Source organism: Nocardia asteroides (genome assembly GCF_900637185.1).
GTDB lineage: Bacteria > Actinomycetota > Actinomycetes > Mycobacteriales > Mycobacteriaceae > Nocardia > Nocardia asteroides.
Window position 1 is genome coordinate 912629 of the sequence record NZ_LR134352.1, and the last position, 24619, is coordinate 937247.

General features: G+C 69.2%; 23 protein-coding genes. 20 read left to right on the forward strand and 3 right to left on the reverse strand.

The window, feature by feature from the left end:
- The first annotated feature begins 10 nt into the window (after positions 1 to 10).
- Entirely contained in the window at positions 11 to 847 is an 837-nt protein-coding gene (locus EL493_RS04415) for an HAD family hydrolase (RefSeq protein ID WP_019044388.1), read from the forward strand.
- A 67-nt stretch (positions 848 to 914) separates the two neighbouring features.
- On the opposite strand, the gene EL493_RS04420 is transcribed toward EL493_RS04415, so the two are convergent.
- Positions 915 to 3269, reverse strand: coding sequence for an N-acetylmuramoyl-L-alanine amidase (locus EL493_RS04420; protein ID WP_022566538.1), 2355 nt, complete (start codon positions 3267 to 3269; stop codon positions 915 to 917).
- Positions 3270 to 3497: 228 nt separating this feature from the next.
- Here EL493_RS04420 and EL493_RS04425 point away from each other — a divergent pair, with 228 nt between their 5' ends.
- On the forward strand, positions 3498 to 5009 hold the full coding sequence (locus EL493_RS04425) for a SpoIID/LytB domain-containing protein (RefSeq protein ID WP_019044390.1): 1512 nt from the start codon (positions 3498 to 3500) through the stop codon (positions 5007 to 5009).
- Positions 5010 to 5228: 219 nt separating this feature from the next.
- Here EL493_RS04425 and EL493_RS04430 read toward each other — a convergent pair whose 3' ends face one another.
- Positions 5229 to 5729, reverse strand: coding sequence for a MarR family winged helix-turn-helix transcriptional regulator (locus EL493_RS04430; RefSeq protein ID WP_036835541.1), 501 nt, complete (start codon positions 5727 to 5729; stop codon positions 5229 to 5231).
- Positions 5730 to 5831: 102 nt separating this feature from the next.
- Between EL493_RS04430 and EL493_RS04435 the strand changes: the two genes are divergently transcribed.
- The 3 genes from EL493_RS04435 to EL493_RS04445 all read left to right on the forward strand — a co-directional run bounded on the left by EL493_RS04435 (position 5832) and on the right by EL493_RS04445 (position 8033).
- On the forward strand, positions 5832 to 6800 hold the full coding sequence (locus EL493_RS04435) for an EamA family transporter (protein WP_051719468.1): 969 nt from the start codon (positions 5832 to 5834) through the stop codon (positions 6798 to 6800).
- A 154-nt stretch (positions 6801 to 6954) separates the two neighbouring features.
- Complete coding sequence (locus EL493_RS04440; protein WP_022566536.1) at positions 6955 to 7365, forward strand: helix-turn-helix domain-containing protein; 411 nt, start codon at positions 6955 to 6957, stop codon at positions 7363 to 7365.
- Between the two features lie 65 nt (positions 7366 to 7430).
- Complete coding sequence (locus tag EL493_RS04445; protein ID WP_019044394.1) at positions 7431 to 8033, forward strand: PIN domain-containing protein; 603 nt, start codon at positions 7431 to 7433, stop codon at positions 8031 to 8033.
- Positions 8034 to 8076: 43 nt separating this feature from the next.
- Here the strand turns inward: EL493_RS04445 and EL493_RS04450 are convergent, their stop codons facing one another.
- On the reverse strand, positions 8077 to 8712 hold the full coding sequence (locus tag EL493_RS04450; RefSeq protein ID WP_019044395.1) for a TetR/AcrR family transcriptional regulator: 636 nt from the start codon (positions 8710 to 8712) through the stop codon (positions 8077 to 8079).
- Between the two features lie 107 nt (positions 8713 to 8819).
- Here EL493_RS04450 and EL493_RS04455 point away from each other — a divergent pair, with 107 nt between their 5' ends.
- The 15 genes from EL493_RS04455 (at position 8820) to EL493_RS04525 (ending at position 24577) form a co-directional block, all read left to right on the forward strand.
- Positions 8820 to 9533 (forward strand): SDR family NAD(P)-dependent oxidoreductase, encoded by a 714-nt coding sequence (locus EL493_RS04455; protein ID WP_019044396.1) that lies wholly within the window; start codon positions 8820 to 8822, stop codon positions 9531 to 9533.
- Positions 9534 to 9599: 66 nt separating this feature from the next.
- Entirely contained in the window at positions 9600 to 10358 is a 759-nt protein-coding gene (locus EL493_RS04460; protein ID WP_019044397.1) for a MerR family transcriptional regulator, read from the forward strand.
- Positions 10359 to 10662: 304 nt separating this feature from the next.
- Complete coding sequence (locus tag EL493_RS32175) at positions 10663 to 11052, forward strand: hypothetical protein (protein WP_019044399.1); 390 nt, start codon at positions 10663 to 10665, stop codon at positions 11050 to 11052.
- Positions 11053 to 11061: 9 nt separating this feature from the next.
- Entirely contained in the window at positions 11062 to 11607 is a 546-nt protein-coding gene (locus tag EL493_RS04470; RefSeq protein ID WP_019044400.1) for a hypothetical protein, read from the forward strand.
- 36 nt (positions 11608 to 11643) lie between these two features.
- The gene (locus EL493_RS04475; protein WP_019044401.1) at positions 11644 to 12264 is read left to right on the forward strand and encodes a hypothetical protein; all 621 of its coding nucleotides are present in this window, start codon (positions 11644 to 11646) and stop codon (positions 12262 to 12264) included.
- A gap of 326 nt (positions 12265 to 12590) precedes the next feature.
- Complete coding sequence (locus tag EL493_RS04480) at positions 12591 to 13010, forward strand: hypothetical protein (RefSeq protein ID WP_040872704.1); 420 nt, start codon at positions 12591 to 12593, stop codon at positions 13008 to 13010.
- Positions 13011 to 13132: 122 nt separating this feature from the next.
- Positions 13133 to 13825 (forward strand): hypothetical protein, encoded by a 693-nt coding sequence (locus tag EL493_RS04485; RefSeq protein ID WP_126405555.1) that lies wholly within the window; start codon positions 13133 to 13135, stop codon positions 13823 to 13825.
- Between the two features lie 93 nt (positions 13826 to 13918).
- Positions 13919 to 15136 (forward strand): UDP-galactopyranose mutase, encoded by a 1218-nt coding sequence (gene glf, locus EL493_RS04490; protein WP_022566533.1) that lies wholly within the window; start codon positions 13919 to 13921, stop codon positions 15134 to 15136.
- Between the two features lie 125 nt (positions 15137 to 15261).
- Positions 15262 to 17187 (forward strand): glycosyltransferase, encoded by a 1926-nt coding sequence (locus tag EL493_RS04495; RefSeq protein ID WP_019044405.1) that lies wholly within the window; start codon positions 15262 to 15264, stop codon positions 17185 to 17187.
- Positions 17188 to 17276: 89 nt separating this feature from the next.
- Positions 17277 to 17789 (forward strand): phosphatase PAP2 family protein, encoded by a 513-nt coding sequence (locus EL493_RS04500; protein WP_030201761.1) that lies wholly within the window; start codon positions 17277 to 17279, stop codon positions 17787 to 17789.
- Positions 17790 to 17815: 26 nt separating this feature from the next.
- Complete coding sequence (locus EL493_RS04505; RefSeq protein WP_019044407.1) at positions 17816 to 18748, forward strand: decaprenyl-phosphate phosphoribosyltransferase; 933 nt, start codon at positions 17816 to 17818, stop codon at positions 18746 to 18748.
- Complete coding sequence (gene zomB, locus EL493_RS04510) at positions 18726 to 20657, forward strand: flagellar motor control protein ZomB (protein WP_022566532.1); 1932 nt, start codon at positions 18726 to 18728, stop codon at positions 20655 to 20657. Before EL493_RS04505 ends, zomB begins: the two co-directional genes overlap by 23 nt.
- A 240-nt stretch (positions 20658 to 20897) precedes the next feature.
- Positions 20898 to 21968 (forward strand): alpha/beta hydrolase, encoded by a 1071-nt coding sequence (locus tag EL493_RS04515; protein ID WP_022566531.1) that lies wholly within the window; start codon positions 20898 to 20900, stop codon positions 21966 to 21968.
- 299 nt (positions 21969 to 22267) lie between these two features.
- Positions 22268 to 23329, forward strand: coding sequence for an alpha/beta hydrolase (locus EL493_RS04520; RefSeq protein ID WP_126405557.1), 1062 nt, complete (start codon positions 22268 to 22270; stop codon positions 23327 to 23329).
- A 213-nt stretch (positions 23330 to 23542) separates the two neighbouring features.
- On the forward strand, positions 23543 to 24577 hold the full coding sequence (locus tag EL493_RS04525; RefSeq protein WP_022566530.1) for an alpha/beta hydrolase: 1035 nt from the start codon (positions 23543 to 23545) through the stop codon (positions 24575 to 24577).
- Positions 24578 to 24619 lie beyond the last annotated feature (42 nt).

A 24619-nucleotide genomic window follows, 5' to 3' on the forward strand; every position in this document is an offset into this window, starting at 1 on the left:
GTGCGGCAGGATGGAACGGATGAGGCCCGTGCACCCGAAACCGAAGCTGGTCGCCACCGATGTCGACGGCACCCTGATCGACGACGCGGACAAGGTCTCGGCCCGTACCAAGGACGCCGTCGCGGCGGTCGTCGCCGACGGCGCCCACTTCGTGCTGGCCACCGGGCGTCCTCCGCGCTGGATCGAACCGGTGGTCACCGAACTCGGTTACGCGCCGCTCGCGGTGTGCGGCAACGGCGCGGTCATCTATGACAGCGCCACCGATCGGGTGCTGTCGAGCCACACCCTCGACGTCGACACTCTCGCCTGGCTGGCCGAGCTCGCCGAACACGCGCTACCCGGCTGCGGGCTGGCCACCGAGCGGGTCGGCGCGAGCGCGCACGACGCGGCGACGCCGCAGTTCGTCAGCTCGCCGACCTACGAGCACGCCTGGCTCAACCCCGACGACACCGTCGTCTCGCACGCCGAGGTGATCGACTCACCCGCGATCAAGATGCTGATCCGGCTCAGCTCGGCCCGCAGTTCCGAGATGCGCGCCGCGCTGGCGCCGCTGGTCGGGGACCGCGCCGAGATCACCTACTCCACCGAGCACGGGCTGATCGAGATCGCGGTGCCGCGGGTGACCAAGGCGTCGGGGCTGGTGGAGGTCGCGCGGCGGGTCGGCATCGACGAGGGCTCGATCGTCGCGTTCGGCGACATGCCCAACGACGTGCCGATGCTGAGCATGGCCGGGCACGGGGTGGCCATGGGCAACGCGCATCCGGAGGCGCGGGCCGCGGCCGACGAGGTCACCGGCAGCAATATCGACCACGGTGTCGCCATGGTGCTCGAGCGCTGGTGGAGCTGACCCGAAACGTGAACAGCCGGTGCCCTCGCGAGGAGGCGCACCGGCTGTTCTTCGCCGTGACCGGGGATCAGCCGGCCGGGGCGGGCTCGACGGCGACCGGCGGGGCCGGTGCCGGTTCGGCGGGAACCTCCTGCGGTTGCGCGGGGGTCACCGGCTCGGCCGGTGCCGGGGCCGCCGGGGCGGCGGGCGCCGACGAGGTGGGGGCGGTGGTGGCCGGCGCCTGCGGGGTCTTGGTGCCGTTCATGCCTTCCATCTCGGCCTTGTAGGTCTCGTTGTAGGTCTTCCAGAACGTGGTGACGATGCCGGTGAGCTCGTTGAGCACCAGCGATCCGTGCTGGAAGTCCGTGCGCAGACCGTCGGGCACCAGGTACGCGCTGCCGGTCGGCAGGCCGAGGACTCCGGTGTCGGCGCCCAGGCTCAGGTAGCGATCCAGGATCGCCCCCACCACCTCGAAGACCGCGCCGTTCTCGCCCGAGAACACGTAGCCGTTGGCGAACTTCGCGTACTGGCGGCCCTGCGCGCCGGCCAGCAGATCCGACTGCGGCGCGCCGAGCGGACCGTCCACGCCGCCGCGACTCACCCAGTGCCGGGCGATGTCGTTGGAGCCGGACAGGCCGAGCAGCTTGTCGACCAGGGCGCCCAGTTCGGCCATGTTGCCCTGCGGGGCGCGGGCCTGCTGCTGGCTCGGCGGCCGGTTGTTCGGCGTCGCGGGGGAGCTGTAGTTGCCGTTGCCCGCGGCGATGCTGCGGATGCGGTCCATCAGCGCGTAGGCGGCGTCGCCGGGGCAGTCGGTGTTGCCGACGTCGCGGTGGGCGAACACCACCGGCAGGTCGACCGCCTCGTCCAGGGCGTACGGGGTGAACTCGGTGCCCTCGGAGTACATCGTGGTGTGCCCCTCGGGATCGATCCCCGCGATCTTGGACCGCCAGCCGATGAAGCGGCCGATCGCGTTGATCGACTCGGCGCTCGGGTCCTCGTTCTCGTAGTTGCCCATCAGCGCGACACCGGCGGTGTTCTCGTTGAAACCACCCGCGTGCGCGCCCTGCACGGCGCGATCCAGCCCGCCGTAGCGGCCCTCGAAGATCTGGCCGTACTGGTCGACCAGGGCGTTGTAGCCGATGTCGCACCAGCCGAGAGTTTCGGCGTGGTAGGCGTAGATCGCGCGGACGATGCCTGCCGACTCGGCCCGGCTGTAGTCGTTGCGGCCAGCGGTGTGGTGCACGGTGATGCCGCCGACGCCGTCGTCGTAGGTGGGTTCCTCGCAGCGGATCGACTCGTCGGCACCCCACTGCGCGCGGGTGATGACCTTGGGTCCGCCGCCGGGCAGCGCGGCCGCGACATCGGCGAGGCCCGCGTCGATGGCGGCGCGGCCGGGGTTGATCAGCACGGCCTTGAGGGCGGCCTCGGTGAGGTGCGCCGGGTCGCTGTGGTCGGGGCCCGCGGTGGGTTTGCGGGTCACCAGCATCTGCACCGCGGTGGTCTCGCCGACGTAGATCGGCTCGGTGCCGGTCGGCGCGTCGGCGGGGGTGTGGTCGGTGGCCCTGGTGTCGACCGGATCGGCGTCGTACCAGGGGCCCCAGTTGCCGTCCTGCTGGCGGGCCCGCAGCTTGGTCGTGGTGTTCACCAGGTCGCGCGCGGTGACGGCGACCATGCTGAACGGGGTGTCCTGGGTGAGTTCCTTGACCTGCGCGCCCACCTGGTCGACCAGGTCGGAGCCGACCGCGCCGGGGGCGAGGGCGGGCGTGTCCGGGGTGGTGCCCGGTTCCAGGTTGGCCGGATCGGCGACGAACTTGATGCCGGTCGGGCGGTGCTGGGCGACCGGGGCACCGGGCGGCTGGGTGGTCGCCGGTGCGGCGGGGGCCGCTGTCGTCGTGGGTGCGGCGGGTGCCGGGGCGTCCGGTGCCGGAGCCGCGGGAGCTGCCGGTGCCGGAGCGATGGGCGCCGGCGCGGCTGAAGTCGTCGTGGTCGGCGCGGCGGGCGGCGCGGTCTGGACCGAGGTGCTCGGGACCGGGGGCCGGGCGGCCGGCGCGTTGCCCTGCGGTGCGGGTGCGGGCGTGGTCGTCGTCGGCTGCGCCTTGGTCGGCAGCGGCGGCAGGGGGATCTCGGTGGGTAGCGCCACGCCCGGCGGAACGGGCAATCCCGGCGGCACCGGGATCGAGTCGGGTAGCGGCAGCATCTGCAGGTCCGACAGCCGTAGATCGGGCAGGTCCAGACCGGTCAGCTCGCGCAGCGGGACCGTGATGTCGGGGACGGAGGTCAGCGCGACCTCGGCCAGCTGGGTCGGCACCGCCGCGAGCTGGGATTCGTTGGTGCTGCGGTAATCGGTCGAGTCGCTCAGCGCGAAGGCGCCGACGGGAGCCGCGACGGCGAGCGTGGTGACCACCGGGAGCACGTAGGAACGTTTCGGCTTTCGATATCGCACGTGCCTTCTCCAATCAGGGTCGAGCTCGTAGACCTTGGTGGCTTCACCGGCAAGTGATGCTTGCTTCCTCTTGCCTCACACACCACACTAGTTAACATACGTCACACATCTAAACCTCAACTTGAGGATTATGTGATTGCTCGAATGTAGCCTTCGGAACCCGCTCGGCCGCGACGACATGCCGACGCGAGCTCCGCCGGTCGAACCGCGACACCGTGGGAGCGCAGTATGAGAGCGGACACCAAGATCAACCGCAGGACCCGCAGGGGCACCAGGCGCCGCGTCGTGCCGCTGCTCAGGACCGCACCGCTGCCGGTGCTCGTCGGTGGTACCGCACTGGCGCTGACCGGCGCGTTCGGCCTCTGGCAGATCCTGCCGGGCCAGATCACCCCGACCGTGGGCGCGGGTCACGGACGCGGGATGAGCCAGGTCGGCGCGTTCGACAACGCGCGCGAAGGCTGGACCGCTGAGGAGATCCTCGGCCACTACTACCCGGGGGCCGAGCTGGGCCAGGTCGGGCCCACCACCATCGGGGTCCGGCTGCAGGCCCAGGACGACGCCACCCTCGACACCTTCGCCGCCGCGGGCGCGCTGGTCGCGGGCCGGATGATCGGTCCCGGCGAAGCCGCCCACCTCACCCCGCTGCCCGACGGCGGCGCCAATGTCGTGGTGACCACCGGCTGCGACGGCGAGGTCCTGTGGCAGGCCGCCACCGACGATCCGTTCGTCTACCCGGTCGACGCCGGGCCCGGCAGGCCTGCCGACGAACACCTCACGCTCTGCGGCGGCACCGCCTATCGCGGCGCGCTCGGCGTCGCGCTGGAGGGCGACCGGTACCGGACCGTCAACCAGGTCGACCTCGACGACTACCTGGCCGGCCTGCTGCCCGCCGAGATGCAGGCGAACTGGGCCGATCAGGGCGCGTTCGAGGCGCTACGCGCCCAGGCCATCGCCGCCCGCTCCTACGCCCTCGCGGAGAACCGCTACGACTACGCGCAGACCTGCGACACCACCGACTGCCAGGTGTATCCCGGCACGGTGAAGGAGGACGCGCGCACCACCGAGGCCGTCGCCGCCACCGCGGGCACCGTGCTGCTGCGGGACGGGCTGATCCTGCGCTCGGAGTACTCGGCGGCGCCCGACGGCGGCCGCCCGGCCGACATCCAGACCTTCGAGGTGGGGCCCGCGCCCGACGACGTCATCGTCACCGCGCCCGCCCCCGCCGCGCCCGCCGAACCCGACCTCACCATCGAGGCGCTGGCCGGGGAGAGCGCGATCGACACCGAGTACCGGCGGATCGGCGGTCCCGACAGCGCCATCGGCGCCCCGATCGGACCGGAGATGCTGCTGCCGCAGCGGGCGGGCACGTACCGGCTGTACACCAACGGCGTCATCGTCGCGACGAAGACGCTCGGCGCCCAGGTGGTCGACTTCTCGACCCTGTTGCAGCTGGTCCCGGACGCGGGCGACCAGCTGCCGCCCTCGGCCTCGGGTCAGCCGAAGGTGACCGCGCCGGAGGGCTCGGCGCCCGTCGGCGTCGCTCCGGGCGCGCCCGCACAGCCTGGCGCACCGTCGCAGGCCGCCGTGGGCAACGCGCCGGTGGGCCTCGCGCCCGGCCCGGTCCACGGCCCGGCCGTGCCGCAGGGACCGGCGAATCCCGTTGCAGTGCCGCAGAATCCGGCTGTCGCGTCGCAGGGTCAGGCGGATCCCGCCGCGCCCGGCTTCTACGGCGGCGAGTAGCGGCCGGGCTGTCCCGACGCGTCTCGCGGCCACTGCCGCGCCAGGCACCCTCGTGCTGTGGGCGCGCCGATGGTGCTAGGCCGGGGCGACCGAGTCGGGCTCGACGACGCCAGCCGGCGACGACCCGGTGCCGATCACGCGCAGTGCCCGAAAGTGGCAGCGTGCTGCGGTGGTCGAGGGTCGTGGATTCGCCTGCGCCATCGGGCTCCGGCGTCCCGCTCAGTCGAGGGTGACGTCGTCCAAGCCGACGGCGAGGGTGCGCAGCAGGTTCGCGAGCTGTGCGCGGTCGTCCGCGCCGAGGGAGGCGAGCAGGCGCTGTTCGTTCTCCACGTGCAGCGGCAGGACATGGTCCACCAGCTCTCTGCCCTCGGCGGTGAGCTGGACGAAGACCGATCGGCGGTCGTCGGGCGACGGCACCCGGCGGACCAGGTTCTTGGCTTCGAGCCGGTCGATCCGGTTGGTGATCGCGCCGGAGGTGACCATGGCCGCCCGGTTCAGCGCGCCCGCCGTGAGGCCGGTGTCGCCGCCGGAGCGGCGCAGCGTGGCGAGGACGTCGAACTCCCAGAATTCCATGCCGTGACCTGCGAAGAAGCGCTTGAGGTCCTGTTCCAGGATGCGCGAGAGCCGGGTGATGCGGCCGACGATCTCCATCGGTGAGACGTCGACATCGGGCCGCTGGATTCCCCAGTGCTCGGTGATCAGGTCCACGGCGTCCCGCATGCGCATTCCTCTCGGTTAAAAATCTCAACATTCATCTACTTGACGCTGAGGCATCCCGGCGGGTAGATATTTCAATGTTGAGATTATCAATCAGGAGTGAACATGACGACCGCAACCCGCCCGTCCGGCTACGCGGGCACCCTCGCGCTCACCGCACTCACCCCCATCGTGTGGGGCTCCACCTACGCCGTCACCACCGAGTTCCTCCCGCCGGACCGCCCGCTGTTCACCGCCCTCCTGCGCGCCCTGCCCGCCGGTCTGGCGCTGCTCGCGCTCACCCGGGTGCTCCCGCACGGCGCCTGGCTCGGCCGGGCCGCGGTGCTCGGCGTGCTCAACATCGGCGCGTTCTTCCCCCTGCTGTTCCTCGCCGCCTACCGGCTGCCCGGCGGCGTCGCGGGCGTACTCGGCGCGGTCGCGCCCATGTTCGCCCTCGGCTTCGCGGCGGTCCTGCTGTCGGAGGCGCCGACCCGGCGCAAGGTGCTGGCCGGCGTGATCGGCGTGTTCGGCGTATCCCTGGTGGTGCTGCGCGGTAGCGCCGAGCTGGACCTCATCGGCGTGGTCGCGGGACTCGCCGGCGCCGCGTCGATGGCGGCGGGCACCGTGCTGACCAAGAAGTGGGGCCGCCCCGACGGCGTCGGCCCGCTGGCGATGACCGGCTGGCAGCTCACCGCCGGCGGCCTGCTCATCCTGCCCCTGGCCCTGCTGATCGAGGGCGCCCCACCCGCCATGGACGCGCAGGCGGTCGGCGGCTACCTCTACCTCGGCGTCATCGGCACGGCCCTGGCCTACTGGCTCTGGTTCCGCGGCATCTCCCGAGTCCCCGCCACCTCGGTAGCCTTCCTCGGCCTGCTGAGCCCCGTCTCGGCAGCCGTCATCGGCTGGATCGCCCTGAACCAGGCCCTCACAACCTGGCAGATCCTCGGCCTGCTCATCGCCCTCGCCGGCACCGTACTCGGCCAGATCCCCCCGAAAGAACCCACCGCCACCACCCCCGACCCAACCCCCACCGCCCTCACCAAGATGGCGATCCTCCCCGCCCCCCACCAGGTTCCGGAACCCGCACCCCGCTGAGTCCGCGTCGACAGTAGAGGTCAGGGCCGGGAGTTCACCTCCCGGCCGTGAGCGGCCTGTGGGGTCGACCTGATCAACCGCACTTCGATTGGTGTTGCACTTGTAAGTGAAAGGGGGTTACGGTTGGTGCAATACAAGCAGGAGGTCCGAGACGATGAACGCGGTGGTCGATAGCGGTGTCGGGAGGACGACGCTGACGGTGACACCCGACCAGGTGTCGCAGGCCGGTGCTTTCGACACGAAGGCCCTGCGGTCGGTGGTGCCAGATGAACTGGCGGAGATTCTCGCCAAGGTGGTGCGAATCGTCGCCGCGGGCGGGACGGTGACGGTCGGGTCGATGCCCGACGAGCTGACCACATCCTCGGCAGCGGGTCTGCTCGGGATCTCCCGGCCGACGCTGATGAAACTGGTCCGGGAAGGTCGGATCGCCGCGCACAAGGTCGGAACCCACACCCGACTCGACACGGCTGACGTTCTCGCCTACCGGGATCGGTTGCGCCAGCGTCAACGCGCGGCATTGCAGGAACTTCGTGACTTCGAAGAGGCGGAGGGTCTCGACTACTGACAGTCCGAGACCAGCGGTCGGCACCGGCACCTATTGTCGCTCAGGTGAGTTCACGAGCTCCCCACGTGCTGCCGGACGCGAACGTGCTGTATTCGCGAACGCTGAGAGACTGGATCTGCCTGCTGGCCACCAGGCCCGGTCCACCGCTGTTCCATCTGCGCTGGACCGAGGACATCCTGGCGGAGCTCGTCTACCACCTGCGCAAGAAGCACCCGCACTTCTCCGATCCTCAGATCGGAGGAGTGCGGGACCGCATCATCGCAGTTGCCGAACACGGCCGGATTCGTGGATATGAGATCGACCCCGACCTCGAATACACCGACGAGTGCGACGCGCACCTGCACGCCGCCGCCGAGCGCGGCGGGGTCGAGTATGTCGTCACCGATGATCGCGGATTTCACGACTTCGCCGTCGCCAACGACGATCACCTCGGCTATGAGGCGTTCACCTCGGACGACTTTCTGATGCTCGTCCACCGGGACTCGATCGCCACGGTTCGCGAAGCGCTACTCGCCCAGATCGCGTACTACCGTCGACTGAGCAAGCCGTTCAACCTCGCCGCGCGTCTCGAAGCCGCGCAGGCCCCGAAGTTCGCCGACGCGATTCGCGAGATGATGCAAACGCCGGCCGTTGCTCGCGCCCTCGCCGATGCGTCTGAAAACACCTGACGCGAAGGACCGTGGATCTCGTCTCCGAGAACGGACGCGCCGGTTATGCGTCTCGGCCGCGCATCGCGCGCATCAGCTGGTCCTCGGTGAGGGCTGGGACCGGGAGGGGGTGGGCGGCTTTCGCGCGGAGGCCGTCCAGGATGAGGGCGAGGTTGCGGCGCCAGAGGTCGGGGGCGACGGACGCGGTGGCGGTGACGACGCTGGTGTGGGACCAGGTGATGAAGGCGATGTCCTCGAGCGTCCAGTCGTCGCGTAGCGCACCGGATTCCTGTGCGCGCGTGATGATGCGGCGCATCAGGCCGTGCCCGTGCTCGCGGGCTCGTTCGAGTGCGGCGCTCGGGGCGTTGCGCAGGGCGAGTTCGCCGAGGATGCGGTCGCTCGCTTGGAGTTCGCAGATCTTTTCGACCAGGTGGACGAATGATTCCCACGGGTCGGTGAGCTCGAGCGCCTGTTCGGCGATGCGGGTGCCCGCCTCGACGCGGTCGGCGACGGCGGCGGCGATGAGTTCGTCGCGGGTGGGGAAGCGGTTGTAGAGGGTGCCGATCGCGACGCCCGCCCTGGCGGCGATGTCCTTGAGCGGCGCGTCGAGGCCGCGTTCGGTGAACAGTTCCCTGGCCGCGGTGACCAGCGCGTCGCGGTTGCGCTGGGCGTCGCTGCGCAACGGCTTGTCCTCTGGCATTCGCCGATCCTACAAATCCGGCCTGCGCGGATATCTTGAGCCATGGTTCAACTTAGTGCTAGGTTGCGGGAAACTTGAACCGTCCCTCAACTTAGTGAGGTCATCGAATGAGCACGCTCGCGATCTTCGGATACGGACCCGGCCTCGGCGCCGGCACGGCACGGGAGTTCGGCCGCAACGGTTTTCGGATCGCCGCGATCGGGCGCGACCTCGAACGGGCGGCCGAACGAGTGGCCGCCCTGCGGGCCGACGGCATCGAGGCCGAGCCGTTCGCGGCCGACATCACCGATCCGGCGCAGCTGAGCGAGGTCGTCACCAGGGTGGAGGGCAAGCTCGGGCCGATCGAGGTGGCCGTGCACGCAGCCGCCGCGGGGATGTCGATCCGGGCCGAGTCGACCCGCGCCGTCGACGCCGCCTCGCTGGAACTCCCGTTCGCCCTCAAGGTGTACTCGTCGATCGAGCTCACCCGGGCGCTGCTGCCCGGCATGCTCGCGCGCGGACACGGCACGCTGCTGTTCTCCTCCGGCGCCTCGGAGACGAATCTGCAGCCCTACCTGGCGAATATGGGTGTCGCCCTCGGCGCCCAGCGCGCCTATGTGCGGCAGCTGGCCGCCGAACTCGACGGCACCGGGGTCTACGCGGGGCTGCTCGCGATCGGCGCGCTCATCCAGGACAGCGCCGTGCAGGCGCAGATCGACGCCCAGCCGGAGCTGATTCCGGACGGGCTGGTGCTGCCCCGGATCGGCAATGCCGAACTCGGTGCCGAGTACTGGCGGATGTACACCGAACGCGACATCGTCGAGGTCGAGATCGGGTTCTGAATATCGGGGTTGACCTTGACGTAGCGTCAACTTGCAGACTGGTATCACCGACGAAAGGAGCTGGTCATGGCGGGTGAATGGGCCATCCAGGAGCTCGCGAAGGCCGCGGGCACCACCAGCCGCACGCTGCGCCACTACGGGCAGCTGGGGCTGCTGGCGCCGAGCCGGATCGGCGCCAACGGCTACCGCTACTACGACCAGCACTCCCTCGTTCGCCTGCAGCGCATCCTGCTGCTGCGCGAACTCGGCCTCGGCCTCCCCGTGATCGCCGAGGTACTCGCCGGTGAACAGGACACCGCCGACGCCCTGCGCACCCACCTGGATCTGCTGCGGCAGCAACAGGACCGGATCGCACGGCAGATCGAATCGGTGTCGACCACGTTGCACAAGACCGAAAGAGGTGAACCACTCATGGCCGCAGAGGTTTTCGACGGCTTCGACCACACTCAGTACAAGGACGAGGTCACCGAACGCTGGGGCAAGCAGGCCTACGAGAGCGGCGACCGCTGGTGGCGTTCGCTCTCCGACGCCGACAAGCAGGAGTTCCTGCAGACCCAGCTCGACATCGCCGCCGACTTCGGCAAGGCGCATGCCGCCGGGCTGCCTGTCGAGGGCGAGACCGTCCAGGCGATCGTCGCCAGGCACCGCGCCTGGCTCGGCGACGGCACCCAGGGACGCCCGGTGACCAACGAGTACCTGCTCAACCTGGGCGAGATGTACGTCGCCGACCCGCGCTTCCGGAAGAACTACGACGTGCACGGCGACCGCACCGCCGAGTACATCCTCGAAGCCTTCCGCGCCTACGTCGCCGCTCACCCCGCCTGACCCCGGTTTACCCCGCGTGCGACCGGGAAATAGAGAACAGCCGCGTCCGGACAACGTCGTCCGGCGCGGCTGTCGGCGAAGGTAGGCTGCCCGACACCGGCGCACGAGCGCGCGGTCGCGAGGGGGAAGCATGGGTCTGGTGCTCGTGGAGGTCGGGCTCGCGCTCGGCGCGGGCGGCGTGCTCGTGGCGGCGTTGCTGCCGGGTACCAGGCGGTGGATGGATGCCGGACGCGTTCCGCCGTATAACTGACGGCGATGACGAGTGGTAGCGGGGAATGCGGTGGATGAGGTACGGCCATCTCGGGTGACCGCGCTGGTGGCGGGGTGGCTCGGCGTACTGGTCGGGGTGGCCGGGATCGTGGTGGCGACCGGGACGGCGGTGGCGCGGGCGTTCGGGCGGGTGATCGAGCTGGACTACGCGGCGGCGGGGATCGTCGGCGGGCTCGGCGTCGTGTACCTGCTCGGGGCGGTGCTGCTGTTGCGGCGGCGGTTGCTAGGCAGGCGGATCCTGGTCACCATGTCGGCGGTGATGGCCGGGGCGACGCTGCTGGTGGTAGTGCTCAACGGGGCAGGCCACGGGTGGCGGCTCGGACCGCTGGACTGGTGGCTGGCGCTCAACGCGGTCATCTTGGCGCTCAGCGTGATCGAACCGACGCGCCGCTGGACCACCACACGCCGACCCGACACGGGATAAATTCGACCAATGGTCGTGCAGGATACGAAGACGAAGATCGGTGACGTGACGGCGATCGCCGCCGTCTGCGTCGCCGGAGTGCTCGCCGTGACGAATCTGCTGGGGGCGGTGCTGCTGGTGCGGGCCTTCTTCGACGATCCCGACCGGCTCGACGATTCGCTCACCCTGTTCACCACACTCGGCGCGCTGCTCGCCGCGGCCGCGTTCGGCTACGGCGGGGTGCTCCTCGCGCGCCGCGACGAGACCGGCCGGTGGATCGTGATCGTCGCCGCGGGCACGCAGGTCGCGCTCGGCCTGCTCGGGCTGCTCGCCACCGCTGTGAACTACGACCCGGAGTACGGGATCCACTGGTTCGCCGACAAGCCGGTGAGCGAGTGGCTTCCGATCGGGCTCGGCGGGGTACCCGGTGCGGTGACGGCGATCGTCATCCACAACTGGCAGGCGGCGCTGATCGTCGTGCTGCTCAGCGGGCTGGCCCTGGCCGCCGCCGCGGTGCGCCCGACGGCGGACTACACGCTCGCCGCCACCGAGCCCGGCGCCGGATCGACCGTATAGTCGGCGATCGACACGGCTCCACGAGGGGGGACTGGAATGGGATATCCGTATGGCCCACAGCAGGGCCACGACCCGTACGCGGCACAGGGTTACCCGCAGCAACCCGCGTACGGCATCGACCCGTACGCCCAGCAGGGCTACGCGCCCCAGCCATACGGTCCCGAATACGGTTACGCCGCACCGGCTTACGCCCCCGGATACGGCTACCCCCAGCCCCGTGCCGGCGGCGGCACCGCGATCACGGCCGCCGTGCTGTCGCTGCTGTTGTCGTTGATCGCGCTGGGCGGCATGGGAATCGCCATCGCGAGCGAGATGGACACCGCAGGTTATCGGGACGGTAGCGCCCGCTCCGGCACCATCGCCGGCTTCGCGATCGCGAGCGTTCCGTGCCTGCTGTGGTTGCTCGGCTCGATCCTGCTGTTCCGCCGCAAGACCGCGGGCCGCGTCCTGCTGATCATCCTGTCCTCGCTGGGCCTGCTGGTCGGCGCGATCTCGGTCGCCGTCGCCGCGGACTCCGGTGGTGGCCCTGCCCTGATCGCCGGCTTGGTGGCCGCCGCCATCCCCCTCCTCATCCTGACCCTCGCCGCCGCCCCCTCCACCGGCCGCTGGATCCGCGCAGGTCGTCAGCCCGCGTACGCTCCCTACCCGTACTACTGACAGTTCGCAGGGGGGATCGTCGCATGAGCAGCAACACTCCGGATGCCGCTGCGGGCCAACCGGTTTCCATGCCACCGGCACCACCGACCGTGCGCTACGACCCAGCTCCGGAACCGGCGGGCGCCGGAAACGGGGAGTGGTGGCTCACGCCCCGCGCCGACTACCAGTCGCCCGAGCCGCCGTCGGCCACCCGGCCCGAGCCGCCGTCGGCCACCCGCCGACCATCTGCCACCCGGCCACCGCGGGCGGCGCCGAGTAACCGGCCACCCCGGCCGTCGAACCAGCGGAAGGTGAGCCCACGTCGTCCTCCGGCGACCGTCGGTTCAGTGGTGCCTCTGCATCGGGCGGCCGGATTGCTCTCGCTGATTCTGGCCGGCGTCTCGGCGATCGCCGCCATCAACGGGTTCGTGTTCTCGGAAGCCGACAGTGGGTCGGAGACGAACGAACAGATGTCGGGAATCGCCGGTAGCTACGTGCTGTTCGTGATGTTCTGGGGAGCCGGTGGACTGCTGGTTGCCCAGCAAGTCGGATACAGCCGCGCGCTCGTCGCCGTCTTGGCGGTGGCATCCACATCGCTGAACATGGAGGCGATCGACACGCTGGCCGCCGGTTCGAGCCTGGCGGGAGCATGGCTCGCCCGCACCGGGTTGGCGCTCGGGCTGCTCGTGCTCGCCCTTCTGCTCACTTCGGTGGCGACGAGCTGGATGCGCCCGGGTCGCGCGTTGCCGGATGGGCGACGTCGATGAGCCAACCCCTCAGCCCCGATCCACACCACCCCGCTTCCGTGCGGGCCCCGGGTGCCCCGGCTCCGGCGACCGCCCACTACGACACCAGTGCGCCGACCGGCCAGCCCCTCGGTTACACCCCCGTGCCGTCGCACGGCGGGCAGGGCCAGGCGAACGGGGAGTGGTGGAACACGCCGGGTACGGGCCGTATGCACGCACCGTCGGCGAGTGGACACGGCCAACCAGATCTGGATGGCGACCAGACGGATGTCCGGCCTCCGGGGAGCCAGGCGACTCAGCTGGGCATTCTGCTGGATCGGATTACCGTCGCATTCGCCATCCTGCTGGCCGGGTATGCGGTCATGGCCGTGGTGGTCGGCTTGAAGGCGAACACTCGGTTTCCCGGCAACGAGTGGATGAGCCAGCGGATTCTCACCGCGACAGCGCTGCATTCGGTCGCGGCGGTGTTGTGGATAGCCGCCGTGGTGATGCTGGGGCGGCGGGTGCGGCGGGGCCGACTGCTGGTGGGCATCCTCACGGTCGGGTATCTCGGGATGAACACGGTCGCAGTGGGCAGCAGGTTGCGGGATTCGGATTGGACGTTGTCGGTATACACCGGGATGGTGGATTACGTCTGCGCCGATACGGGCTGGGCGATCTGCCCGCCCGACGGGACTGATGCAGGGCTGCGATTGGTGGGGGCAGGAGCTTTGCTCGCGTTCCTCATGCTCGTGTTGCTCTGTGCGTCCGCGGTCGCGACGCGGCGTGCGGGTGGTGCCGGTCACAGTGGGCCCCGATCCGGTGGGCAGCCGGGGCTCGGACACGGGCCGGGATAGCAGTAGCGCTGAGTCGAACGTATCGGCCCTGCTCAGGGGCTGGTTGGTGACTCCGCCGGGACAATTCGGCGTCTTCCGATACGCTGGGCACCCGTGACCGTCGCATCGTCCCCGGGTAACTCCGATAATTCTGCTTACGACCTGATCGTGGTCGGCTCCGGCTTCTTCGGCCTGACCGTCGCGGAACGCGCCGCGAACCTGCTGGGCAAGCGGGTGCTGGTGATCGATCGCCGCTACCACCTCGGTGGCAACGCCTACTCCGAGCCGGAACCGGAAACCGGCATCGAGATCCACAAGTACGGCGCGCATCTGTTCCACACCTCGAACAAGAAGGTGTGGGACTACGTCACCCAGTTCACCGAGTTCACCGGCTACCAGCACCGGGTCTTCGCCCTGCACAAGGGCCAGGCGTACCAGTTCCCGATGGGTCTGGGGCTGATCTCGCAGTTCTTCGGCCGCTACTTCACCCCGGAGGAGGCCAAGGCGCTGATCGCCGAGCAGGCCGCCGAGGTCGACACCGCCGACGCGCAGAACCTCGAGGAGAAGGCGATCTCGCTGATCGGCCGCCCGCTCTACGAGGCGTTCGTGCGCGACTACACCGCCAAGCAGTGGCAGACCGACCCGAAGGAACTGCCCGCGGGCAACATCACCCGCCTGCCGGTGCGCTACACCTTCGACAACCGCTACTTCAACGACACCTACGAGGGCCTGCCCAAGGAGGGGTACACGAAGTGGCTGGAGAACATGGCCGCCTCCGAGCTCATCGACGTGCGCCTGAACACCGACTGGTTCGACGTGCGTGACGAGATCGTCGCGGCCAGCCCGGACGCGCCGGTCGTCTACACCGGCCCGCTGGACCACTACTTCGACTACGCCGAGGGCGAGCTGGGCTGGCGCACCATCGATTTCGAGACCGAGGTCCTCGAGATCGGCGACTTCCAGGGCACCTCGGTGATGAACTACAACGACGCCGACGCGCCGTACACCCGCATCATCGAGCCGCGCCACTTCCACCCGGAGCGCGACTACCCGACCGACAAGACGGTCATCATGCGCGAGTTCTCCCGCTTCGCGCAGACCGGCGACGAGCCGTACTACCCGATCAACACCCCCGAGGACCGGGCCAAGCTGCTGGCCTACCGCGAGCTCGCCAAGAAGGAGACCGCCGAGAAGAAGGTGCTCTTCGGCGGTCGTCTCGGCACCTACCAGTACCTGGACATGCACATGGCGATCGGTTCGGCGCTGAGCATGTTCGAGAACGTGCTGCGCCCGCACCTGGAGTCCGGCGCGGCACTGGTGGACCAGGCGTGACCGATCAGCGCCCGGAGGAGGCCGCTCCCGGACCGGCTCAGCCGGCCGAGAAGCGCCCGGTGAAGGCGGCCGGAGGAAGCGGGCGGACCACGCAGGGCGCCCGAGCACGCCAGAAAGGACGCAGCGTGAGCGCGCAGCCGGTGCTGGACGAGGTGAAGACCGAGACGCGAGCCAAGGCGCTGCTGCAGCGGATCATCCTGCCGCGACCGGGTGAACCGCTCGATGTGCGGACCCTCTACCTGGAGGAATCCACCACCAACGCGCGCCGTGCGCACGCCACCAGCCGGACCGCGCTCTCCATCGGCGCCGAGTCCGAGGTGTCGTTCTGCACCTACTTCAACGCGCTCCCGGCCAGCTACTGGCGGCGCTGGAGCGTGCTGAACTCGGTGGTGCTGCGGCTGGAACTGGCCGGGCACGGCCGCGTCGACGTCTACCGCTCCAAGGCCGACGGTTCGCGAATCCACGTGCAGGGCAAGGAATTCGCCGTGGACACCGGTGCCGATTCGGTGTTCGTGGAGTTCGAGGCCGACCTCGGCCCGTTCGAAGACGGCGGCTGGCTCTGGTTCGACATCACCACCGACACGGCGGTGACGCTGCTGGCCGGCGGCTGGTACGCCCCGCAGGAGGCGCCGGGCACCGGCAGCATCGCGGTCGGCATGCCCACCTTCAACCGGCCCACCGACCTGGTCAAGACGCTGGCCGCGCTCGGCTCGGACCCGCTGGTGCTCGGCAATGTCGCCGCGGTGATCGTGGCCGACCAGGGCAACCGCAAGGTCGTCGACGAGCCGGGCTTCACCGAGGCCGCGGCCACCCTGGGCGAGCGGCTCACCATCTGCGACCAGCCCAACCTGGGCGGGTCGGGCGGCTACAGCCGGGTCATGTTCGAGGCGCTGAAGACCGACGCCGAGTACATCGTCTACATGGACGACGACATCGAGATCGAGCCCGACTCGATCCTGCGCGCGCTCGCGTTCTCCCGCTTCGCCAAGTCGCCGCTGCTGGTGGGCGGGCAGATGCTGAACCTGCAGGAGCGCTCGCACCTGCACAGCATGGGCGAGGTCGTCGACCGCGGGATCTTCATGTGGTCCTCGGCGCCCAACGTCGAGTACGACCACGACTTCTCGAAGTACCCGCTCAAGGACCGCGACAACTCCAAGCTGCTGCACCGGCGCATCGACGTCGACTTCAACGGCTGGTGGACCTGCGTGATCCCGCGGCAGGTGGCCGAGCAGCTCGGTCAGCCGCTGCCGCTGTTCCTGAAGTGGGACGACGTCGAGTACGGCCTGCGCGCCCGCGACGCCGGCTACCCGACCGTCACCCTGCCGGGTGCGGCGGTGTGGCACATGGCGTGGTCGGACAAGGACGACGCGATCGACTGGCAGGCCTACTTCCACCTGCGCAACCGCCTGGTGGTGGCCTCGCTGCACCTGCCGGGTGACGGCAAGCCGATGATCGTGAACACGGTCAAGGCCACCCTCAAGCACCTGCTGTGCCTGGAGTACTCGACCGTCGCCATCCAGAACGAGGCGATCCGCGACTTCCTGGCCGGGCCGGAGGGCCTGTTCGACCTGCTGCCGAGCGCGCTGGGCAAGATCCACGGGATGCGCAAGCAGTTCCCGGACGCGGTGGTGCTGCCGTCCTCGACCGAGCTGCCGCTGGCCAACCGGCACGGCGTCGGCGCGGTCGGCGAGCCGGGCAACCCGATCGCCAAGGTCGCGCGCCTGGCCAAGGGCGTGGTGCACAACTTCCGCAAGGCCGATCCGGCCGCGCACGAGACACCGCAGCTGAACGTGCCGACGCTGGACGCGCGGTGGTTCCTGCTGTCCCAGGTCGACGGCGTCACCGTGACGACCGCCGACGGCCGCGGCGTGGTCTACCGCAAGCGCGACCCGCGCAAGGCGGCCGAGCTGCTCAAGGAGGCGATGCGCCTGCGCAAGGAGCTCACCGCGCGCTTCCCGGAGATGCAGCAGCGCTACCGTGCCGCGCACGCCGAGCTCACCAGCCCGGCCGCGTGGGAGAAGGTCTTCAGCCAGACAGGAACCGAGAAGTGAACGCGATCAACCCGGAACTGCCCGAGCTGGAACTGGCCGAGGAAGGCTGCGGCGGCGAGTGCGCCTGCGCGTGCGGCGAGGGCGAATACATCGAGGTGCCGCTCGAGGTCGGCATCATCAACACCGTGCAGTCGACCATCGGCACCAACCCGGCCGTCGTGTCGGCCGCGCGCGGCATGTCGCACTTCGGTGAGCACGCGCTGGGCTGGGTCGGTATCGCCGCGGCGGGCTGGCTGGTCGACAAGCCGCGCCGCAGGCAGTGGGCCGGTGTCGCGGTCGGCGCGGTCGGCGCGCACGCCGCGTCGATCGTGATCAAGCGGATCGTGCGGCGCCCGCGCCCGAACAGCCCCGCGGTGCAGGTCAACGTGTCGACGCCGAGCAAATTGAGCTTCCCGTCGTCACACGCCACGTCCACCACGGCGGCGGCAGTGTTGCTCGGCAGGTTGACCGGGCTACCCTTGCCTGCGGTGCTCGTGCCGCCGATGCTCCTTTCGCGGGTCGTGCTCGGCGTGCATTACCCTTCCGACGTGCTCGCCGGTTCCGCATTGGGGGCCGCGTCGGCAGCCGCAGTGCTAGCCGCCGAAAAGAGACTCCGACAGTGACCGCAACCGAAAGAACCTTGGCTGAGATGAGCGAAGAACCGTCCGCCGCCGTCCTGGACGAGGCTGTTGTGAAGGGCCCGCCGAAGACTCTGATCGGCGGTGTCGTCAAGGCCGTTCGCCCGCGTCAGTGGGTGAAGAACGTGCTCGTGCTCGCCGCGCCACTGGCCGTCGGGCCCGAGGCGATCAGCGACGCGGGCGTGCTCGTGCACGTGGCGATCGCCTTCGTGGTGTTCTGCATGGCGGCCTCGGGCATCTACCTGGTCAACGACTCGCTCGACGTCGAGGCCGACCGGGCGCACCCGACCAAGCGGTTCCGCCCGATCGCCGCGGGCGTCGTCCCGGTCAACCTGGCTTACGCGCTGGCCGCGGTGCTGCTGGTGGGCTCGATCGCCGGTTCGTTCCTGGCGTCCTGGCATCTGGCCGTGGTGATGGCGATCTACATCGCCATCCAGCTCGCCTACTGCCTCGGCCTCAAGCACCAGGCCGTGCTCGACATCTGCATCGTGTCCTCGGGCTTCCTGCTGCGTGCCGTCGCCGGTGGCGCGGCTGCGGGCATCGCGCTGTCGCAGTGGTTCCTGCTGATCATGGCGTTCGGTTCGCTGTTCATGGCGGCGGGCAAGCGCTACGCGGAACTGCAGATCGCGCTGGAGACCGGCGCCAAGATCCGCAAGTCGCTGCAGTACTACACGCCGACCTACCTGCGCTTCATCTGGACGCTGGCGGCCACCGCCGTCGTGGTGTTCTACGGCCTCTGGGCGTTCCAGCAGGACTCGGCTCGGGACACCCAGTGGTACTCGATCTCGATGATCCCGTTTACCATCGCAATCCTGCGTTACGCGGTCGACGTCGACGGTGGCGAGGCCGGTGAACCCGAAGAGATCGCGCTGGGGGACCGCATCCTGCAGTTCCTCGCTATTGCCTGGATCGGAGCGGTAGGTGTCGCTGTCTATCTCACCTGACGAGATCGTGGTAGCGGAGCAGGAGACAACCGAATACGAGCGGCTACGCGACGACGAGCAGTCGGCGCGTCCGGCCGCCCGTTTCGCGAACCTGTCCCGCGCCACCTTCGTCGGTGGGGTGGTGTTCACCGTCGTCGTGTTCGCGGTGGGCGCCTGGCAGCGGCGCTGGATCGCCGACGACGGCCTCATCGTGTTGCGGACGGTGCGCAACCTGCTCGCGGGCAACGGCCCGGTGTTCAACATGGACGAGCGGGTCGAAGCCAACACCAGTACCGCGTGGACCTATCTGGTCTGGTTCTTCAGCTGGCTCACCCAGGCGCGGCTCGAGTACGTGGTGCTCGGGGTCTCGCTGACGGTCTCGCTGCTGGCGATCGTGTTCGCCATGCTCGGCACCGCCCGGCTGTGGGGCGGCACCTCGGGTCAGCTGCTGATCCCGGCGGGCGTGCTCGTCTACGTCGCGCTGCCGCCCGCGCGTGACTACGCCACCTCCGGGCTGGAGAGCGGTCTGGTCATCTGCTGGGTCGGGCTGCTGTGGTGGCTGCTGATCCGCTGGAGCCAGGCGGCCGTGGTCCGGGTGCCGAGCCTGCTCGGGCTGGTGTTCCTGGCCGGGCTGGCGCCGCTGATCCGGCCCGAGGCCACGCTGATCGGGGTGCTCGCCCTCGGCATGATCTTCCTGGCTCCGATGCCGGAGTTCCGGTTCGGCCCGACCGCGCTGCGCGCGCTGATCGTGTTCGTCGCCGGCATCGTGCCGGTGGTCTACCAGATCTGGCGGATGGGCTACTACGGCCTGCCCTACCCGAACACCGCCGTCGCCAAGGACGCGGGCGGCGCCAAGTGGGGCCAGGGCATGAAGTACCTCTGGGACCTGGTCGGCCCGTACTACCTGTGGATCCCGCTGCTCGTGCTGCTGATCGCCGGTGTGGTGACCGCGGTGACGCGCGGGATCTCGGTGCGGCCGCGGTGGTCGATCGCCGCGATCCGGTCCTGGCTGCGCTCGCCCAGCGCGGTCGTCGTGCTCGCGCTCGGCAGCGGTCTGCTGCTCACGGTGTACGCGGTCCGCGTCGGCGGCGACTTCATGCACGGTCGCATGCTGCTCACCCAGCTGTTCCTGCTGCTGTTGCCGGTGGCGGTCGTGCCGATCCGGCTGCGGGCGTTCACGCCGCGGGACTGGTCGACCGCGGTCGTGCTGGCCGCGCTGCTCGGCACCGCGGGCTGGTCGCTGTTCGCGGCGAGCACCACCGCGATCAAGACCGGCACCAAGATCAGCTCGTCGGGCATCGTCGACGAGCGGGTGTACTACGTGCTCAACACCGGCAAGGACCATCCGATCCTGGCCGAGGACTACCTGGACTACCCGCGCATGCGGGCGATGGTCAACGACATCGCAGCCAACCCCAACGGCGGCCTGCTGCTGAACTCGCCGTCGTTCACGTTCTGGTACCTCGACCCGCCGCCGCAGCCGATCCCCGAGGGCGGCGCCGGGCACACGGTGTACTTCCTGAACCTGGGCATGACGAGCATGAACGTGCCGCTGAGCGTGCGCGTGATCGACCCGATGGGCCTGTCCTACCCGCTGGCCGCGCATTCGGACCGGCTCGCCGACGGCCGCATCGGGCACGACAAGAGCCTGTACCCGGACTGGGTGGTCGTGGACTCGGGCATGGTCGATCTGCATCCGTGGATGCCCTGGTACATGGACGAGAAGTGGGTCACCCAGGCGCGGACCGCGATGTCGTGCCCGGAAACGCAGGCGCTGCTCATCTCCACGCGTGACCCGCTCACCTTCGACCGGTTCAAGCACAATCTGCGCAATGCGCTGACCTTCGCGAAATACCGGATCGATCGGGTGCCGAAGTACGAGATCCAGCGGTGCGGATTGGTCGACCCGTACCCCGAACCGCCGCGCTGATCTCTCCTGCGTCACACTGGGCCCACGGCCACCCGTGGGCCCAGTGGTAACACCCTGGCCAGGCACTATCCAGTGGCATTCGCCGCTAAATCACTTTTCGGTAACGCCAGGCTATCGATGTCACGATATGGTCATCGAGAGGAACGGCCCGTCGGCGCCAACTGGTGTGCCGGTATCAAGTCGGCGGTCATTTGCAACCGCGGTTCCGCGCGAGCCGCATGAGGAAAGGCCCAAAACAGAATGCGTGTCGGACGTCTGAGAACCAGGGGAGCCGGCTGGCTCAAGCGGTCGGTGCTGGTTTCGTTGGCTGTCGTGCTGCCGCTCGGCGCCTCGGTGGCCGGTCCCGCCGGCACGGCGACGGCTGCCTTCGACCCCAGTGGCTTCGACTTCTGGGTCGACTCCGAGATGGGCCCGATCAAGTCCAGGATCTTCCGTGCCGCCGACGGCAACACCGGCCGCGTGGTGTACGCGCTCGACGGTATGCGCGCGCGTGACGACCTGAGCGGCTGGGAGATCGACACCAACGTCGCCCGTGCCCTGACCGCGGCCAACATCAACGTCGTCATGCCGGTCGGTGGCCAGTCCAGCTTCTACGCCGACTGGAACGCGCCGAGCAACTTCTTCGGCCTCGACACCGGCTCGGGCGGCAGCTCGACCGGTTCGGCCGCCACCGGCTCCGCGATGACCGGTTCGTCGATCGCCCCGGCCCAGGTGGCGGGCAAGAAGAACACCTACAAGTGGGAGAGCTTCCTCACCGGCAACCTGCGCAACGCGCTGTCGAGCCGACTGGGCTTCAACCCGAACAACAACGGTGTCTTCGGTCTGTCGATGGGTGGCTCGGCCGCGCTGACGCTGGCCGCCTACCACCCGGACCAGTTCAGCTTCGCCGGTTCGTTCTCCGGCTACCTGAACATCTCGGCGCCGGGTATGCGTGAGGCCATGCGTGTCGCGATGGTCTCGGCCGGTGGCTTCAACATCGACGCGATGGCGCCGCCGTGGGGCCCGCAGTGGCTGCGGATGGACCCGTTCGTGTTCGCGCCGCGCCTGGTCGGCAACGGCACCCGCGTGTGGGTCTCGGCGGCCAGCGGTATCCCGGGCCCGGGCGATGTGTCCAACCCGATGGAAATCGTCCAGGGCGTGCCGCTGGAGCTGCTCGCGATGGTCAACAGCCGGGCCTTCCAGGTCCGGATGGCGACGCTCGGTGGCGGCAACGCGCACTTCGATTTCCCGATCACCGGTGTGCACAACTGGCGTAACTGGGAGACCGAGGTCAATCGGATGATCCCGGATCTGTCGGCCAATATCGGCTGAGTGTCAGCCCGCTAGACGAAAGCCGCCCGGTGCGTATTCGCACCGGGCGGTTTCGCATTTCGGTCACGATCCGACTGATAGCCGGTGACGAATCACGTGCGACAGGTCACCGCGAGTTGTGCTCCGGGTCACTTTCCAGCAACATGTAAGCATTCGTCATTGATTGATACACAGTGAGCATGCGTCGAGGTTGATTCGTCCGTTTTGCCCTGGATTGATCGCTTTCGTCGCCCGATGAGGGATCCGACCGTGTAGCTCGGGGTTTGCGCCGTCGGGTCAGCCGAGAAAGGTCTAGTCGAATGCGAACACTGCGCTGGAAGCGTAGGCCCGTGAAGACCGCTGCCCCGGGATCGTGGGCACGGCGCTGGGCCGCCGGCGTATCCATGGCCCTGCTCGTCCCGATCTCCACTGTCATCGTGGGCGGTACGGCCCCGGCATCCGCCGGATTCAACGCCGCCGCATTCGACTTCTGGGTCGATTCCGGTATGGGCCCCATCAAGTCCAGGGTGCTGCGCGCGGCCGACGGCAACACCAATCGAGTGGCCTATGTCCTCGACGGCATGCGCGCGCCGGAGCATCTCAACGGCTGGGAGATCGAAACGGATATCCCGAACGCGCTCGCCGCCGCGAATATCAACGTGGTGATGCCGGTCGGCGGTATGTCGAGCTTCTATGCCGACTGGAACTCGCCCAGCGAATTCTTCGGCATTCCCGGTAGCGGCGCGCCCGCCTCCGGCTCCGGCGCGGGCAACGCGCTCTCCGGCGGCCCCGGCAAGAGCTACCGCTACCAGTGGGAATCCTTCCTCACCAACGACCTGCGCAACGCGCTGGCCGACCGCCTCGGCTTCAACCGCTACCGCAACGGCGTGTTCGGCCTGTCGATGGGTGGCTCGGCCGCGCTGACCCTGGCCGCCTACCACCCCGACCAGTTCTCCTTCGCGGGCGCGTTCTCCGGCTACCTCAACATCTCCGCGCCGGGCATGCGCGAGGCGATCCGCCTGGCCATGCTGGACGCGGGCGGCTACAACGTCGACTCGATGGCGCCGCCGTGGGGCCCGCAGTGGCTGCGGATGGACCCGTTCGTGTTCGCGCCCAACCTGGTCGGCAACAACACCCGGCTGTGGGTGGCCGCCGCGTCGGGCCTGCCGACGGGCACCGACGGCCCGAACATGAACACCGTCAACGGCATGGCGCTGGAGGCGCTCGCCCTGGCCAACACCCGCGCCTTCGAGGTCAGGATGGCGACCCTGGGCGCACGCAACGTCACCTATTCGTACCCGGCCTTCGGCATCCACGCCTGGAACAACTGGAACGACGAGGCGCTGCGCATGATCCCGGATATGTCGAACAACATCGGCTAGCCCCGATGACAAGAAACGCCCGGTGCATTCGTGCGCCGGGCGTTTCGAGTTCTGTTGCCCTTGCAAGTAATTCGCGGGTCGAATATCCTCCAGCGAGCGAAAGTGTGACCAGATCGTTGTTTCACCTGTCTGATCGGCCGGACTGTCGGGATCCGCGTCGATGTCGGAGACGGTTCTGGCATGCCACAACAGCAGAAAGAGAGCGGAATTCACATGCGTTTCGGCAAGGCCACCGCGCCGAAGGGTGAGCAGCCGGGCACGTCCCGGGGCGTTGCACCTCGTGGTTGGCGTAATCGAATTCTAGCTGTCGGCGCCGCGGCCCTGGTGCTGCCGATCGCCGCAGGGGCGGCCCCGATGGCGTTCGCCGCCCCCGCCCCGGCGCCGGTGCTGCGCGCCCCGGCCGGCGGCTACGAAGAGCTGATGGTCCCGTCGAAGATGGGCCCGGTCAAGGTGCAGGTGCAGTGGGCGCGCAACGGTGGCAACGCCGCGCTCTACCTGCTCGACGGCCTGCGCGCCCGCGACGACCGCAACGCCTGGTCCTTCGAGACCAACGCGATGCAGCAGTTCTCCAACGACAACGTCACCCTGGTGATGCCGGTCGGCGGTCAGTCCAGCTGGTACGCGGACTGGACCTCGGCGTCCAACACCAACGGACAGAAGACCACCTACAAGTGGGAGTCCTTCCTGACCGAGGAGCTGCCCGCCTTCCTCGAGGGCTACGGCGTCTCCCGCACCAACAACGCGGTGCTCGGCCTGTCGATGAGTGGCCCGGCCGCCCTGCGTCTGGCCGCGCTGCACCGCAACCAGTTCAAGCACGCCTCCTCGCTCTCGGGCCCGCTGAACTGGGGCGCCCCCGGCATGCGTGAGGCCATCCGCGTGATGATGCTCGACGCGGGCCGCTTCAACGTCGACTCCATGGCCGCTCCGTGGAGCCCGGCGTGGCTGCGGATGGACCCGATGGTCTTCGCGCCCGAGCTGCGCGGCCTGCCGATGTTCATCTCCTCGGCCAACGGCCTGCCCGGTCAGCACGACCGTCCGGCCGGCCTGGGCGGCATGTACAACACCGCCAACGCGATGGGCATCGAGGCCATCTCGTTCGTCAGCACCCTGGCGTTCCAGAGCCGCCTGAAGTCGCTCGGCATCGCCGCGACCTTCGACTTCCCGGCCAACGGCACCCACTCCTGGAAGTACTGGGAGGACCAGCTGTGGAAGGCGCGTCCGCAGATCCTGGGCGCGCTGGGCGCCTGACAGTTTCCGCCCAGCAACGCTGAGAAGACCGGTTCACCCGCA